Here is a 14,879-nt window from a genome sequence, read left to right on the forward strand (position 1 = left end):
GTGTGTAGGGTGACACGATGAACCGGCGGCAGTTTCTCACGGCGGCTACGGCGATCGGTGGAATCGGATCGACAGCCGGGTGTCTCGATCGGCTCGCTCCCGGATCGGGCGGTCCGGATCCGGAACCGGTCGATCTCTCCGGTGGGAAGTTCGACGACGATCACGGGATGGAGATCGGTCCCCACGGCGGCGCGAACGGACAGATCTACTACGCGGAGCACACGCCGCCGGACCGGGAGGAGGGCCCGTTCTGGTTCCACACGCTCGTGTTCAGCCTGTTTCCGTTCCACTTCGACCGACTCGACCGGGGCTGGGAGGCCGACGTCATCTACGTGACCGATTTCTCGGCCGTCGACTGGACGATCGAGGACCGGGATGCCGGCCCGACGATGCCCTCCCCGACCGCGCCGGAGACGTTCGCCGATGCGACGGCGCTCACCTACGTGGTCGAAAGCGACGTTCGGGGCGGGATGGGTCCCGGCCTCCACCCCTTCTCCGAGGCGGACGAGGCCGCAGCGTTCGTCGACGACCACGGCGGGCGACCGATCGGGTTCGACGACATCGATCGGGCGCTCGTCCAGGGGCTCCGCGAGGGCGAATAGCACGATGGCGCTCCCGGCAGTCCTCGGCGTCGACGTCGTCCTGTTTCTCACGATCGGACTCCTCGGTGGGGCCCACTGCATCGGAATGTGCGGGCCGTTGGTCACAATCTACGGCACCCGAATGACGGCGACGCCGGAACCCGACGGCGGCGAACCGGTCACGGGAGCCGGTCCACAAGCCGAGCGTGGATCGCGGACTGAGCCGGCATCCCGCCGCGACCACCTCTCGGTGTACGAAGTTCGACAGCACGCGTTGTTCAACCTCGGGCGAACCGTGAGCTACACGTTCATCGGCGCCGCGATGGGCGCACTCGGCGGGACGGTGTTTCTCGGCCTCGACGCGATCACCGCCGCGGCACAGCTCCTTCGGGGGATCGTCGGCGTCCTCATCGGCGGCCTCGTCATCGCGATCGGCGTGTCATACGTTCTGGGTCGCGTCTCCGCGGGGATCCACCTTCCCGGCGTAGAACGCGTGACGAGCGTCCTGACGAGCCGGATCGATGGCCTCGCGGGAGGCCCGGGGATCGTCCTTCTCGGTGGCCTCCACGGGCTGTTGCCCTGCCCGATCCTCTATCCGGCGTACCTCTACGCGTTCGCGAGTGGGTCACCGACTGCGGGCGGGATCGCGCTCGCCGCGCTGGGCGTCGGAACGGTTCCGGCCGTGTTCGCGTACGGAACGGTGATCCAGGGACTGGGCGTTCGACGACGTCGGCAGCTCCACCGCATACTCGGCGTCGTGTTCGTCGTGCTCGGATACGTGCTTCTCGCGCACGGACTAATGGCCGTCGGCATCCACGTTCCGCATCCGATGTTCCCGTTCTGGAACCCCCTCTCGGGAACCGGGATGGCTCACTAGCGCTGTGAGCTCCCCTCGGAGCCGACCACGACTGCCTCGACGTCGTTGGCGACGCGATCGCGATCGATCGCCTCGCCGCGATAGGCCCGTTCAACGATCCCGTCCGGGTTCACGAGCAGCGTCACGACGGCGTGTGTGAAGTCGTATCCCGAGACGCGATCGCTCGTCGTGTCCCGCTCGAACCCGATCCCGAGCCGGTCCTCGACGACGCGCTCGGCGGCAGCGGGCGACTCGGGACGGAGATAGTGCCAGTTGCCGGCGTCCAGATCCGCATCGACCATTCGGGCGTGGTCCCGAAGCGCGTCGGCATCGTCACGCTCCGGGTCGAAGGTGATCGGCAGGAACACGACGGATCGGGTGACTCCCTGCTCTGCGATCGTCGCCTGCACGTCGGCCAGTCGACGGAGCAGGACCCCACACTCGGCGGGACAGGTCGCGAAGAACGCCGTCACGATCGCGGTTCGATCGAGATCACCGGTATCGATCCGGGTGTCGGTCAGTGGGTCGGGGAGTTCGACGGACGGAAGCGGTTCGCCGTAGGCAGGATACGCCAGGTCCGCGCTGTCGGCTCGCTGGTCCGACTGTGGATCGAGGACCACGTTCGCGGGTGTCTCGTCGCGAACGGCCGAGAGACAGCCGGCCGCCGCGATGGCCGTTCCGCCCCCGATCCCACACAGCAGTGATCGTCGTCGCATGGTGATCGCCACGACCACGCCGGCCATAGTCGATCTGGCGCGTTCGACGAACGCACCAGACTGGATGGGGACACGGTCGGGACCGGCACGCGGTAGGGACCGACACGCCGTAGGGACCGACACGCCGCAGGGGCCGACACGCCGTAGGGACCGACACGCCGCAGGGGCCGATCGTCGATCCCGACCGCCGAAGCGAGATCGTCACCGATCGTCGGACGCGGCGACCGATCCCGGTGCGTACATATAGACTGCATAGAGCACGGTGCCGGCGGTCAACAGATCGAGCGAGTGGCTGATGAAGTGGTGTGCGGGCATCGGCACGACGCCGAGAACGGTCCCGGCGCCGACCACCGACCGAAGCCACAGTGCCCCGATCGCGACCGCGATCAGCCCGTACTGTGGCCGTCGACGGCGGCGGTACGCGACCACGCTCACCACGAAGAGCAGGCCGGTTCCAACCGACGCCAACAGAATAACCACGAGGATCGGAACCGCGGCGTCAACGCCCCAGGTCACCTGCCCCATCACTGTCCGGATCACGGCGGACGTACGGGCGCCGGGATAAGAAGGACACCGGTCGACGAGCGATCGCCCGGATCGAACAGCCGCCCAGTGTTCGCCCGGATCGAACGGCTGGTCAGTGACGCGGAGCCACGTCCCGATCGCCGTTCCCACGCGCTGAAAACCGGCACACGATTAACCACGATCGGGACGCGACCAGTATGCAATGTCCGACACCAGGGATCGGATCCGTCGGCACGTCCACGCCACGCCCGGGCTCCACTTCCGGCGGATCGGTCGCGACCTCGATCTCGCGACCGGGCAGGTCCAGTACCATCTCCGTCGTCTCACCCGTGAGGGAACGGTCGTCAAGGAGCCGGTCGGCGGAAAGACCCACTACTTCGCGCCGTCGTTCGATCCGTGGGATCGACGGACGATCGCGTTCCTCCGTCGGGAGACCGCACGCGGCATCGTCGTTCGCCTCGCGGCGGACGGGGACCGACGGCCGGGCACGCTCGCGGCCGACCTGGATCTCGCCGAGAGCACCGTCTCGTGGCACCTCTCGACGCTTGCAGAACACGACATCGTCGAGAAATCGCCGTCGTCGCCGATGACGGTCTCGCTCACGCGCCCGGCACGAACCGCACAGCTCGTCGACACCGTGTCACCCTCGGTGTCCGACCGGCTCGTCGACCGCTTCCTCCGAAGCGTGGACGAACTCCTGTGACACACGATCGCTTCCGCCCGCCCTGACTCACCGGTCACGGGCGTCCGCGATCCGCACTCGAAGCCGCTCGAGGCGATCGCCGACTGCGCCGCCGACCGTCAGGGTGCAGACCGCGCTCCCGACGCCCACCACCGTCCAGCCGATGAGGCTCCCGATCGCCGCCCGGGACGACACGAATCCGGAGTCGGGGGGCAGCGCGACCCCGACGACGTGTTCGAAGACGAGCCCCCGGAAGGCGCCGTTGGGTGGGATCGCGACGCGGGTCGGAAGCGACCCGCTGCCGGCGTCACCGCCCAGCGATCCGACCACGGCGAGGTCGCCGCCCAACACGCCGCCCACGAGGAGGAGGGCGACGATCGCGATCGCCCCGCGACGACTGCTCGCGACCACGCCGGCGACCATCGACATCGACAGGTACGGGATCCCGAGCAGGACGACGAGGACGAGAAACCGGACGAAAAGCAGCGGCGAATCGACGCCGGTGTGGGTGGCGTAGATGGTCGTGTCCGGACTCGCGGTGAGCCAGACGACCCCGCCGATCAGCGCGAACGGGACCATCGATCCCACGAGTGCGGCAACGCGAGCGACGAAGACGCCACAGACGTACGTAGCCATCGAGACCGGATACGTCCGGATCATCGCCAGCTCCTCGGCGTCGGCGAGCAAGGCGCGGTACCCGAGCACGACCGCAACGACCGGAACGATTACCTCGGTCGGCATCAGCAGGTCGACGATCGTGGGTATGAATCCCGTTTCGCCACCGCCACCGACGGCGAGAACCCCGCCAAGCACGACGAGGAGTCCAAAAACCGTGAGCCAGTAACCGGGGGTTCGAACGACCGTCGCGAGCTCGCGGCGGAGGACGGCGCCGAAGACGCGCGACCGTGACGCGGTCATCGGTCCGACACCCCCGTAACGTGGACCGACCCGGTGGACTCTTCGGATGGGTCCGTCTCGATGCTCGAGTCGTGAACGATCGATCGGTAGAGGTCGGTTGCGGTCTCCACGTCGTGAGCGGCGTAGAGATCCGAGAGCGACCCCGACGCCGCAACCGACCCGTGTCGCAGACAGAGCACGCGGTCCGCATAGCGGTCGACCAGATCGAGGTCGTGGGTGCTCACGACGACCGCGGTGCCGGCGGTCGCGTACTCCTCCGCCAACCGGAATATCCGATCACGCATTGCGGGGTCCAGACCGCTCGTCGGTTCATCCAGGACGAGAACGGGCGGATCACCGATCGTCGCCTGCGCGATGCCCAACAATCGACGCATCCCGCCCGAAAGATCCCCGATAGATCGATCGGCTGCATCGGACAAGCCGACACGCTCGAGATGTCCGTCCGGGCGCTTGCCGAGCAGTCGCGCGTAGAACGCGAGCGTTTCCCGAGCGGTGAACGACTCCCGGAAGGACGCCCGCTGGGGGAGATAGCCGATCGGTTTTGGAGCGTTCGGTCCCTCGTACTGAACCGTTCCATCGATGGGTGAGATCTCGCCGACGAGGAGGCGCAACAGGGTCGATTTTCCGGACCCGTTCGGGCCCACCACGGCCGTCACGCCGGGATGGATGTCGGCGGAAATGCCGGCGAGAACCGGGACGCCGCCGTACGTTCGCGTGATACCGTCGACCCGAATGAGTGGCCGTGTCTCGGTCATTGCGTCGCACCCGCGCCGGTTCCGTCCTCGATGTCGTCCGTGTCGGCGGTGCTGTTCGTGTCGTGGCTGTTCGTGTCGGCGGAGCTGTCCGTGCCGCCGTTGTCGGCCGTGTCGTTGGTCATTTCGGTCTCCAGGAGTGTGCTGTCGGCCGAATCGGGGGAACCGCGCGTGCGGTTGAGCAGGTCCCGCCGCCAGTCCGTGTGGGCTGGATCGCCGGACGTCGTCGCCCGATCGACCCGCGCCGGCGAATACGGTTCCCGCGCCGGTTCGGGGTCGATCACGCTTCCGGTGCGAGCGCCGGGGACCGATCCCCGAAACGCGGTGAGCGCGCGCAGCGCCGGTGATTCCGCGAGCGTCGTGGCGGCCGGGTCCCGGTGGAGCGCGGCATCGACCGGTGAACTCGGTCGATAGGGTCGATCGAACGTCGTCGATCGCTTCGACGCCGAGCCGTCCGGGCCGTCTGTAGCGTTCGGACCGTCTATGACGTCCGAATCCGTCGACGCCGTGCCCACGAAGAACGGCGACTCGTACGCTCCTTGCCAGTAGTTCCCGCGGTCGTCGTCCGCCCAGATCCGCAACGGCCCGGATCCCGCGGAGGCGTGTCGGTCGTTCCCGACGAAGTCGTTTCGCGCGATCACGCTCGAGGGGATGACGGTCGTCGATCGCGCGCCCATCCCGTTGTCGGCGATCACGTTGTACTCGTAGACGGATTCGCGGGCAGTCGTCGACAGCCCGAGTTCGTTGTCGACGAGCGTGTTGTAGCCGATATAGCTCCGGATGCCGGAGGGCTGGATCGCGGTCGGCGTCCGGCGGATGTCGTTGCCGACGATCGCGTTCCCTTCGGGACGCGTCATCACCGTGATCCCGCCGAACTCCTGATCGCGGATCACGTTGTCGGCGAGCAGCGTATCGCTCGTGTACATCAGGTGGATCCCGTATCGGTTGTTCCGGAACGTGCTGTTTCGGACCACCGACCCGTCACCTCGGTGGATATAGATCCCGTCCCGCCCTCCCGAGAACGTGCTCTCGGTGACCGTGACCCGGGAGTTCAACGCGGTGACTCCCATAAACCCGGCCTGCCAACCGTCCGTCCCGGTCACCCGGACGTCCCGTATGACCGCGTCGGATCCCTCCCGAAGCAGGACGCCGCTGGCGTTCGTTTCGATCGTCGTGTGTGCGACCACGAGACCCGGCGAGTCGGCCGCCAGAATGGCGGCGTCACCGTACCCGTAGCCGGTTCGGATTTGTTCGTCCCAGTCCGCGTTCGTGTCATCGGGCCCCTCCCCGTCGGCTCCCGGCGGCTGGCTGATCGCCTCGTCGTTCCGCGTTCGGTTCCCGGTGCCCGCGATCCGAACCCCCGTGATCGAAACGTTCGCCGACTCGACCGTGATCACCGATCCGGTTCCGTTCCCCCGAAGACGGGCATCCTGGCCCGCAATGGTGATCGGTTTCGAGACGGTGATCTGCTCCGCATAGGTCCCCTCAGGGACCCGAACCGTCGTGTTCGGTGGCGCGGCGTCGATCGCCGCCTGGATCGAGCCCGCTCGTCGAACCGGATCCGACTGTCGGGCCGAATCCTCCTGCCGGGCCGAATCCTCCTGCCGGGCTGTATCCTCCTGCCGGGCCGAATCCATATCCGGTTCAACGACGACGGACACCGGTCGGTCCGTTCGGTCGGTCGCCCGATCGATCCGCTCGTTCGCACGGGCCCATCGTTCGGGAACGAGCCCTCGAACCGTCGCCGCCGTCGCGACGTCGAACGGGCGCTCGCGAAGCGACGACCACGCGATGACGGTTCCGCCCTCGTCCGACGCGAACGACTCGGCCGCATCCGTGGTCGCGAAGGGGACGACCGTCTTCCCTGCGGTGGTCCGGGCGTCGCTCCCGACGACGTAGACCGCCTCCGCAGCCGGGGTCCAGGCTGGCGATCCGGCCGTCGTCAGGCGGCCACGATCGTCGACGGTTGGTTCCGCGTTGTCGTACGTCCGGACGTACGCGGCGATCGGGGAGCCGAGCTGTCGCTCCGTCCGGGGGTCGTCGATATCGGCGACCATCGTCTCGATCCCTGCATAGCCGACGACGTACTGGAACTGCGAGTAAAACACCTGTGCCGTGGGTACCTCGACCGCACCGGCCATAACGGCGTCCGTTTCGGCCGAGACGCCGAGCTCCGCGGTGCGATCGTACGCGACCGGGTCGGGCGCTGCCGTCCCGACGTCGACGACGAACGCAGCCGTGGCGACGACGACGAGCGCCGCGACCGTGAGCCAGGCCAGGCGGACCACGGTACGCGAGCCATCGTCGTACGGATCGATCCGCGACACGGATGACACAACGCCACCCGACGATATAGGCCGTCTGGTACATCGGTCGAACGGGACCACGATGACGGGAACCGGAGCGCGTCGGGCCTGTATCGTCGTCGCCATCGGACGGGCGAGACTGCATCGGCAAATCCCGATGTCGAACGCCGGATCGGTCGATAAACACCAAATAAAATTAATACATTGATTATATTTATATATTATTTTATATTTATGAAGTAGTTATTTCACAACGGCCCGATCAAGTCGCCTCATACGACCGATCGTGCCGTTTCAGCTCAAACACGGTCGGGGACGCTCCGAGCATCAAGGGGCGGCGGTAAACGTCTCTCCGAGATCATCGATTCATCCCACAAACCGGGCGTCTTCGGACACGACGTCGGTGACGCCGATCGACGGTGGTGGATCGGAGAGACGTCGAGCCAAACCATTCAGATATACAAATAAACACCAGTAACATAGTTTATATTATCTTTCAATATGCCGAAGTGACTGCCGATCGGCGGTGGCGGTGTCGGTTCGGATTCCGTGAAACGATCCACGGTCGATCGGTCCGCGGTCGATCAGTCCCCGGTCGATCAGTCCCCGGTCGCGGAAGTCGGCGCTCCGCGACGGAGCGGACGCCGACGCCGAGTCGATCCGTGAGGAAAGTTGACGATCCATTACACACATATATTTGTCAGTTGTATCTCGGATCAGCCGAGATCGGGTCACGGCGAACGCACCACCCCCGTCCGTCGCGACCGACGACGACTGGGTTTCCCAGTCTGGGAAACCGAAGCCGATCGACCGTCACGACCGCGTGTAATCCTCGAGTGCAGTCTCGATCTCCGTCACTGCCGATCGGAGTCGTTCAGCGACGACGTCGGCCTCCGGAAGGCGATACGGCGGCCCGGAGATGTCGAGCGTTCCGAAGACGCCGCCGTCCGGGTCCTCGATCGCGAGGGCCACGGCCCGCAATCCCTCCAGTTCCTCCTGTTCGTTCACCGCATAGCCACGGTTCCGGATCGTCTCGAGCTCGTCGTGGAGGGCCTCGCGATCGGTGATCGTCGTGTCGGTGTACGCCGGCAGCCCGTGTCGATCGACGTAGTCGTCGACCCAGGACTCGGACAGCTTCGCCAGCGTCGCTTTTCCACATGCCGAACTGTGGAGGTCGAAGTACCGACCGACCTGGAAGCCGTCCTCCGAGGGGACGGTGGTTTCGTCCAGCAGGATGACCATTCGGTCGTTCTCCCGGATCGCGAAGCTCACCTCCTCACCGACCCGATTCGAGAGGTTCCACGCGTGTTCCTTCACGATATGATAGCGTTCATCGCGCCATCTCGCGCGCTCGCCCAAGTGAAAGAGCTTCATCCCGAGCCGATAGGTGCCGTCGTCGCGGATCACGTACTCCATCTCACGGAGGGTCTGCAGATGCGTGTGCAGCGTGCTCACCGGCACGTCCGTGTGGTCGGCGATCTCCGACAGCGTCGCGCCCTCGAGGTCCCGGATCGCCTCGATGGCCTCCAGAGACGTCTTCGACGTCTTTCGCGATTGGTTTCCCATATTGGAAAAGGCCGTTGGAGGCTGATAAAGGTACTCGGTCGACGATGACGACCCAGTGATGACGCTCCAGCGATGGCGCTCCAACGATGACGCCCCAACGATGACGCCCCAACGGCGGAATGGCCCTCGACGGCGTAACTCTCGGCGGCGTCGAGCGTCCTCGTCGCAAGCACAGAAAGGCTTTTGTCGCTCTACTGGCCAGATATACGTGTGTCGCTACGTACACCACCACTGTATCAGGTACACCGCGACTCCGGGGCGGAGTTCACCGACTTCGGAGGGTGGGAGATGCCCGTTTCGTACGCGGGGATCAGCACGGAACACTCCGCAGTTCGGGAGTCCGTCGGGATCTTCGACGTCAGTCACATGAGCGAACTCGAGGTTCGCGGTCCCGACGCGACGGCGCTTATGAATCATCTCACGACCAACGACGTGCGGGACCTTGATCCCGGGGACGCACAGTACTCGTGCATCCTGAACGAGGACGGCCACATCATCGACGACACGGTCGTCTATCGGGACCCGGACGAGGACGCGTACCTGTTCGTCCCCAACGCCGGCCACGGAGCGCAGATGACCGACCGCTGGAGGACGCACGCCGCGTCGATCGACGCGGACGTCACGGTCACGGACGTGACCGACGATCTGGGCCTGTTCGCGATCCAGGGCCCCGACGCGATCGAGACCGTCGACGCGAACGCGGCCGGCTCGATCGCAGACGTCGGCCGATTCTCCGCGGTCCGAACCACGATCGACGGCGTCGAGTGTCTCGTCGCACGGACGGGATACACCGGCGAGGACGGCGTCGAGGTGTTCGTCGACGTCGACCGATCGCGGGAGCTCTGGGGAGCGTTTGAGGACGTCCAGCCCTGCGGCCTCGGCGCCCGGGACACGCTGCGGCTGGAAGCCGGCCTCCTGCTGTCCGGACAGGATTTCGACCCCGAAACGGAACCCCGAACGCCGTTCGAAGCGAAACTCGGGTTCGTCGTTGACGACTCGAAGGACGACTTCGTCGGCAAGGAGGCGCTCTCGATCCAGGCGGAAACGGGCCCCGAGGAACTGCTCGTGGGCATCCACCTGAACGGACGCGGAGTGCCACGAAGCGGGTACGAGATCCACCACGACGACGAGCGGATCGGCCACGTCACGAGCGGGACGATGAGTCCCACGCTCTCGGAGCCGATCGGGCTCGGATACGTCGACGCCGACTACGCCTCGACCGGGACATCGATCGCGGTCGACGTACGCGGGCGGCAGGTGCCGGCGACGATCGTCGGCCAGCGGTTCCTCGACTCCCTTGTCGACGCCGACGAAACCGACGACGCCGACGACGCCGACGACGAAACCCACGAAACCGACGAATAACGCCATGGACCACGAGATACCAACCGACCGGCGGTACGCAGAATCGCACGAATGGGTACACGAGACCGATGCGGAGGGCGTCCTCCGGATCGGCATCAGCGACTTCGCGCAGGACGAGCTCGGCGATATCGTCTTCGCGGAGCTGCCGCGGGAGGGCGAGACGTTCGACCGGGGCGACCAGTTCGCGGTCGTCGAGAGCATCAAGGCCGTCTCGGACATCTACCTCCCGGTCTCGGGAACGATCGAGGCGGTCAACGAGGCGATCACGGACCAGCCGGAGCTCATCAACGAGGACCCACACGGCGACGGCTGGCTCGTCGAGATACGCACCGATGACGACGTCGAGCACCTCCTCACGGCCGAGGAGTACGAGGAGCAGATATGACGATGGAACGAGCCCACCCCACGCGTGAACCGATTCCCCAGATAGACGACCTGGCGCAGGCCGAATCGGGGAGCCCGTTCACGCCGCACGACGCGGACGACGTGGCGGAGATGCTGGCCGCCATCGACGCAGACGACGTCGAGGAGCTGTTCGACATCCCCGATCCGGTCCGCTACGACGGGTCCTTCGGGATCGAGGGCGAGTCCGAGCAGGGCGTCCGCCGACGCCTCGAACGAACGCTTGCCGCCAACGCCGACGTCACAGAGTTCCTCGGTCGCGGCCACTACGCCCACTACGTGCCGTCGGTCGTCGATTCCCTCTCGCTGCGCTCGGAGTTCATCACGTCCTACACGCAGTACCAGCCGGAGATCTCACAGGGATTCCTCCAGGTTCTGTTCGAGTTCCAGTCGCTCGTGACTGAGTTGACCGGGATGGACGTCGCGAACTGCTCGATGTACGACGCCGCGACCGCCCTCGGCGAGGCCGCCACCCTGGCGGACCGGGTGCGAGCCGCGGACGGATCGACGATCCTCGTGCCGGACTACCTGCGGGCGGAGCGACGGGCGGTTCTCGAGAACTACACCGACGGTCCCGGGCTGTCGATCCGCGAGTTCCCGACCGAGAACGGAATGGTCGACCCGGACGCGCTGGAGACGGCTCTGGACGAGGACGTCCTCCTGGTGTACGTCGAGACCCCGACCACCGACGGCGTCATCGAGGAGCACCTCGGGGCGGTCGGATCGCTCCTCGAGGACCGGGAGACGCTGTTCTGTCTTGGCTCGGACCTCCTGGCGCTGTCGCTGCTCGAAAATCCGGCCACGGTCGGCGCCGACGTCGTGGTCGGAAACGCCGGCGTGCTGGGGCTGCCGAACGCCTTCGGGATGGGCATCGGGCTGTTCGCCTGCCGCGAGGAGTTCCTCCGACAGGTGCCCGGGCGGCTCGTGGGCGCGAGCGAGGACGCCGACGGCGACCGAACCTACACGCTCACGCTCCAGACGCGCGAACAGCACATCCGCCGCGAACGGGCGACGAGCAACATCTGCAGCAACCAGGCGTGGGTCGCGCTGCGGACGGCGATCCACGCGACGTACCTCGGTCCCGAGGGACTCACTGACCTTGCGGACCGCTGTACGCGCCTGCCCGCGCGCCTCGCCGCCGAACTCGACGAGGTTCCGGGCGTGTCGGCGCCGGCGAACGACGCCTACCACTTCCGGGAGTTCACCGCCGAGATCGACGGCGACGCCGAGGCGGTCGTCTCGGAGCTGGCCGACCGCGGGTTCGCGGTCCATCAGCGTGGCGAGGACGCGATCCAGGTCTGTGTCACGGAGGCGAACGAGGCGCACGTCGACGACTTCCTGGAGCAGGTTCGGGAGGTGATGGCCTGATGCAACGACACCGACAGACGAAATGGGACGAGACGACCTCCGAGGGCCACGAACCGCTGCTGTCCGAGAAGGACAGCACCCGTCACGAGCCGGAGGACACGTATCTACCGGACGATCTGACGCGTGACGGTATCGAACTGCCCTCGCTGTCGGAGCCGGAACTGGTGCGTCACTACACCCGACTCTCGCAGATGAACTACGGGATCGACGACGGGCCGTATCCGCTCGGGTCGTGTACGATGAAGTACAACCCGAAGTTCACCGAGGACATCGCGGGATCGACGGCGGCGGCGATCCACCCCGACCGCGACCCGGAGCTGTCACAGGGTACGCTGCAGGTCTATCACGAGCTACAGGACTACCTGTCCCGGATCGGCGGGATGGACGCCGTCACCCTGCAACCGCCCGCGGGAGCGGCCGGCGAGCTGACCGGGATCCTGATCGCGAAGGCCTACCACGAACACAACGGCGAGGGCGACGAGCGCGAGGAGATCCTCGTGCCCGCAAGCGCCCACGGAACCAACTTCGCCAGCGCCGCGATGGCGGGCTACGACATCGTCGAGCTGCCGGCCGACGACGACGGTCGGGTCGATCTCGACGCCCTCACGGAGGCGGTCGGCGAGACGACCGCGGCGTTGATGTTGACCAACCCGAACACGCTCGGCCTGTTCGAGCGTGACATCGAGGAGATCGCCGACATCGTTCACGACGCCGGCGGCCTGCTGTACTACGACGGCGCCAACCTGAACGCCCTCCTCGGGCGGGCCCGCCCCGGCGACATGGGCTTCGACGTGATGCACTTCAACGTCCACAAGACGTTCGCGACGCCCCACGGCGGCGGGGGTCCCGGTGCCGGACCGATCGGCGTCCGGGAGGGGCTCGAGCAGTTCCTGCCCACACCCCAGGTTCGGGCGGACGGCGACGAGTACACGCTCGTCGAGCCCGACGAATCGATCGGGAAGGTGCACGGGTCGATGGGGAACTGGCTCGTCCTGCTCAAGGCGCACGCCTACATCTCCCGGCTCGGGGACGACGGCCTGACCGACACCAGCGCGAAGGCGGTGTTGAACGCGAACTACCTGGCCGAACAGATCGACCTGGAGGTGCCCTTCGAGCCCTTCCACCACGAGTTCGTGGCCAGCGCCGGCGAGACCGACGCCGCGGACTTCGCCAAGGCGATGCTCGACAACGGGGTCCATCCCCCGACGACGAAGTGGCCCGAGATCGTCGACGAGGCGTTGATGACCGAACCGACGGAGGCGGAGAGCAAACGCTCCCTGGAGCAGCTGGCTGCGGCCTTCAACGCGGTCAGCGACGAGGACGCGGACACGATCGCGGACGCCCCGCAAACGACGGCCGCAAAGCGGATCGACCAGACGACGGCCGCGAGGGATCCGACGCTGAGCTGGCAGCAGCTGTCGGAGTAACCGGCGTCCCCCGCCGTCGACCACACCGGTCACGACGGCATCGGCTACACCGGTCACAGCGGCAACCGGTCACAGCGGCAACCAGTCACAGCGGCCACACCGACGGCATCCGCGAAATCACGGACACCGACCACATCGACCGATGGACCTTCCGACCTCCCACAGCCATTCATATGACCATCACCATCGAGGACATCACGGCGGCCGAAGAGCGGATCGACCAGGCAGCGGGCATCAGACGGACCCCGGTGCAAACGAGCACGACGCTCGGCAACCGGCTCGGCGCGGACGTCCGGCTCAAGGCCGAGCACCTCCAGAAGACGGGATCGTTCAAACCACGCGGCGCGTTCAACGCCATCCACCGGATCGCCGAGGGCGACGCCGATCGGGTCGTCGCGGCGAGCGCGGGCAACCACGCCCAGGGCGTCGCGTACGCGGCGACCGAGCTGGGTCTCGAGTCGCTCATCGTGATGCCCGAGACGGCACCGCAGGCGAAAGTCGACGCGACCGAGGGATACGGCGCGACGGTCCGGCTCGAGGGCGACACCTTCGCCGAGGCGATGGCGGCGGCGCGCTCGGCGGCCACGGAGCCGGACACCGAGTTCGTGCACGCCTACGATGATCCCGACGTTGTCGCCGGGCAGGGAACGATCGGCCTGGAGCTGCTCGAGCAGGTGCCCGACATGAGCCTCCTCACCGTCCCGATCGGCGGTGGGGGCTTGATCGGCGGGATCGCGACCGCGGTGACGGCCATCGACGACTCCGTTCGGATCGTCGGCGTCCAGGCCGAGTCGGCGGCGACGGTGCCCCAAAGCCTCGACAAGGGGTATCCGGTCGCGAACGAGACGCCGGACACGATCGCCGACGGGATCGCGACCGGGAGCGTCTCGGATCTCACCTTCGACATCATCTCCGAGCGCGTCGACGAGGTCGTGACGGTCACCGACACCGAGATCGCACAGGCGACGCTGTTCCTGCTCGAACGGACGAAACAGCTCGTCGAGGGGGCCGCCGCGGCGGCCGTGGCGCCGCTTCTCAGCGGGGCGATCGACTGCCGCGGCGAGACCGTCGTCCCCGTGTTGGGCGGCGGGAACATCGACGTCGCGACCCTCCAGGACATCCTCACGCGGGCACTCGTCGATCGACGACTGTTCGTCACGCTCACCGTCAGGATCGACGACCGACCGGGTGTACTCGGGGAGGTCGCCGAGATCATCGGCGATCACGACACCAACGTGCGAAGCGTTCGCCACGACCGGTCCGAGGAGGGGCTCCCCGTCGGCAAGGCCGACCTCGTCATCAGAATGACCACGCCCGGCACCGCGGCGATCGATCGGATCATCGAAGATATCGAGGCGGCGGGATACACGATCAAGCGCGTCGTTCCGACCGGGGAACCCGAGGAGTAGCCAACC

At 66.7% G+C, this 14,879-nt stretch carries 14 protein-coding genes; 8 read left to right on the top strand and 6 right to left on the bottom strand.

Annotated elements, in window-relative coordinates:
* Positions 1-17 precede the first annotated feature (17 nt).
* Both OQF70_RS06155 and OQF70_RS06160 read left to right on the top strand, forming a co-directional pair.
* On the top strand, positions 18-602 hold the full coding sequence (locus OQF70_RS06155) for a nitrous oxide reductase accessory protein NosL (protein ID WP_280536486.1): 585 nt from the start codon (positions 18-20) through the stop codon (positions 600-602).
* A gap of 4 nt (positions 603-606) precedes the next feature.
* Positions 607-1,458 carry a sulfite exporter TauE/SafE family protein gene (locus OQF70_RS06160; RefSeq protein ID WP_280536488.1) on the top strand — a complete coding sequence of 284 codons (852 nt, stop codon included), beginning with the start codon at positions 607-609 and terminating at the stop codon, positions 1,456-1,458.
* On the opposite strand, the gene OQF70_RS06165 is transcribed toward OQF70_RS06160, so the two are convergent.
* A complete protein-coding gene (locus OQF70_RS06165; RefSeq protein WP_280536489.1) occupies positions 1,455-2,153 on the bottom strand; it encodes an SCO family protein in 699 nt (232 codons plus the stop codon). The two genes, OQF70_RS06160 and OQF70_RS06165, sit on opposite strands and share 4 nt — an antisense overlap.
* Positions 2,154-2,354: 201 nt before the next feature.
* A complete protein-coding gene (locus tag OQF70_RS06170; RefSeq protein ID WP_280536490.1) occupies positions 2,355-2,678 on the bottom strand; it encodes a hypothetical protein in 324 nt (107 codons plus the stop codon).
* A gap of 202 nt (positions 2,679-2,880) precedes the next feature.
* Here OQF70_RS06170 and OQF70_RS06175 point away from each other — a divergent pair, with 202 nt between their 5' ends.
* Positions 2,881-3,381, top strand: coding sequence for an ArsR family transcriptional regulator (locus OQF70_RS06175; protein ID WP_280536491.1), 501 nt, complete (start codon positions 2,881-2,883; stop codon positions 3,379-3,381).
* A 27-nt stretch (positions 3,382-3,408) separates the two neighbouring features.
* Here OQF70_RS06175 and OQF70_RS06180 read toward each other — a convergent pair whose 3' ends face one another.
* The 4 genes from OQF70_RS06180 to OQF70_RS06195 form a co-directional block, all read right to left on the bottom strand.
* Positions 3,409-4,278: a copper ABC transporter permease gene (locus tag OQF70_RS06180; RefSeq protein WP_280536492.1), complete on the bottom strand. Its 870-nt coding sequence runs from the start codon at positions 4,276-4,278 to the stop codon at positions 3,409-3,411.
* Entirely contained in the window at positions 4,275-5,033 is a 759-nt protein-coding gene (locus OQF70_RS06185; protein WP_280536493.1) for an ABC transporter ATP-binding protein, read from the bottom strand. Before OQF70_RS06185 ends, OQF70_RS06180 begins: the two co-directional genes overlap by 4 nt.
* On the bottom strand, positions 5,030-7,357 hold the full coding sequence (locus tag OQF70_RS06190; RefSeq protein WP_280536494.1) for a NosD domain-containing protein: 2,328 nt from the start codon (positions 7,355-7,357) through the stop codon (positions 5,030-5,032). Before OQF70_RS06190 ends, OQF70_RS06185 begins: the two co-directional genes overlap by 4 nt.
* Positions 7,358-8,149: 792 nt before the next feature.
* The gene (locus OQF70_RS06195; protein WP_280536495.1) at positions 8,150-8,902 is read right to left on the bottom strand and encodes an IclR family transcriptional regulator; all 753 of its coding nucleotides are present in this window, start codon (positions 8,900-8,902) and stop codon (positions 8,150-8,152) included.
* A 210-nt stretch (positions 8,903-9,112) separates the two neighbouring features.
* On the opposite strand from OQF70_RS06195, the gene gcvT reads away from it, so the two are divergent.
* The 5 genes from gcvT to ilvA all read left to right on the top strand — a co-directional run bounded on the left by gcvT (position 9,113) and on the right by ilvA (position 14,873).
* A complete protein-coding gene (gene gcvT, locus OQF70_RS06200; protein WP_280536497.1) occupies positions 9,113-10,267 on the top strand; it encodes a glycine cleavage system aminomethyltransferase GcvT in 1,155 nt (384 codons plus the stop codon).
* A gap of 4 nt (positions 10,268-10,271) precedes the next feature.
* Entirely contained in the window at positions 10,272-10,652 is a 381-nt protein-coding gene (gene gcvH, locus OQF70_RS06205) for a glycine cleavage system protein GcvH (RefSeq protein ID WP_280536498.1), read from the top strand.
* Positions 10,653-10,654: 2 nt separating this feature from the next.
* Positions 10,655-12,037 (top strand): aminomethyl-transferring glycine dehydrogenase subunit GcvPA, encoded by a 1,383-nt coding sequence (gcvPA, locus tag OQF70_RS06210; RefSeq protein WP_280536535.1) that lies wholly within the window; start codon positions 10,655-10,657, stop codon positions 12,035-12,037.
* Positions 12,037-13,464 carry an aminomethyl-transferring glycine dehydrogenase subunit GcvPB gene (gene gcvPB, locus OQF70_RS06215; protein ID WP_280536499.1) on the top strand — a complete coding sequence of 476 codons (1,428 nt, stop codon included), beginning with the start codon at positions 12,037-12,039 and terminating at the stop codon, positions 13,462-13,464. The genes gcvPA and gcvPB overlap by 1 nt, the downstream gene beginning before the upstream one ends.
* Positions 13,465-13,637: 173 nt before the next feature.
* Positions 13,638-14,873, top strand: a complete 1,236-nt coding sequence (ilvA, locus tag OQF70_RS06220; RefSeq protein WP_280536500.1) for a threonine ammonia-lyase — start codon at positions 13,638-13,640, stop codon at positions 14,871-14,873.
* Positions 14,874-14,879: the final 6 nt, after the last annotated feature.

The organism is Halopenitus sp. POP-27 (assembly GCF_029889855.1).
Classification (GTDB): Archaea; Halobacteriota; Halobacteria; order Halobacteriales; family Haloferacaceae; genus Halopenitus; species Halopenitus malekzadehii.

Coding starts and splice junctions, on each gene's coding strand:
- OQF70_RS06155 (WP_280536486.1), top strand. CDS start 18: ATGAACCGGCGGCAGTTTCTCACGGCGGCTACGGCGATCGGTGGAATC.
- OQF70_RS06160 (WP_280536488.1), top strand. CDS start 607: ATGGCGCTCCCGGCAGTCCTCGGCGTCGACGTCGTCCTGTTTCTCACG.
- OQF70_RS06165 (WP_280536489.1), bottom strand. CDS start 2,153: ATGCGACGACGATCACTGCTGTGTGGGATCGGGGGCGGAACGGCCATC.
- OQF70_RS06170 (WP_280536490.1), bottom strand. CDS start 2,678: ATGGGGCAGGTGACCTGGGGCGTTGACGCCGCGGTTCCGATCCTCGTG.
- OQF70_RS06175 (WP_280536491.1), top strand. CDS start 2,881: ATGTCCGACACCAGGGATCGGATCCGTCGGCACGTCCACGCCACGCCC.
- OQF70_RS06180 (WP_280536492.1), bottom strand. CDS start 4,278: ATGACCGCGTCACGGTCGCGCGTCTTCGGCGCCGTCCTCCGCCGCGAG.
- OQF70_RS06185 (WP_280536493.1), bottom strand. CDS start 5,033: ATGACCGAGACACGGCCACTCATTCGGGTCGACGGTATCACGCGAACG.
- OQF70_RS06195 (WP_280536495.1), bottom strand. CDS start 8,902: ATGGGAAACCAATCGCGAAAGACGTCGAAGACGTCTCTGGAGGCCATC.
- gcvH (WP_280536498.1), top strand. CDS start 10,272: ATGGACCACGAGATACCAACCGACCGGCGGTACGCAGAATCGCACGAA.
- gcvPA (WP_280536535.1), top strand. CDS start 10,655: ATGGAACGAGCCCACCCCACGCGTGAACCGATTCCCCAGATAGACGAC.
- gcvPB (WP_280536499.1), top strand. CDS start 12,037: ATGCAACGACACCGACAGACGAAATGGGACGAGACGACCTCCGAGGGC.
- ilvA (WP_280536500.1), top strand. CDS start 13,638: ATGACCATCACCATCGAGGACATCACGGCGGCCGAAGAGCGGATCGAC.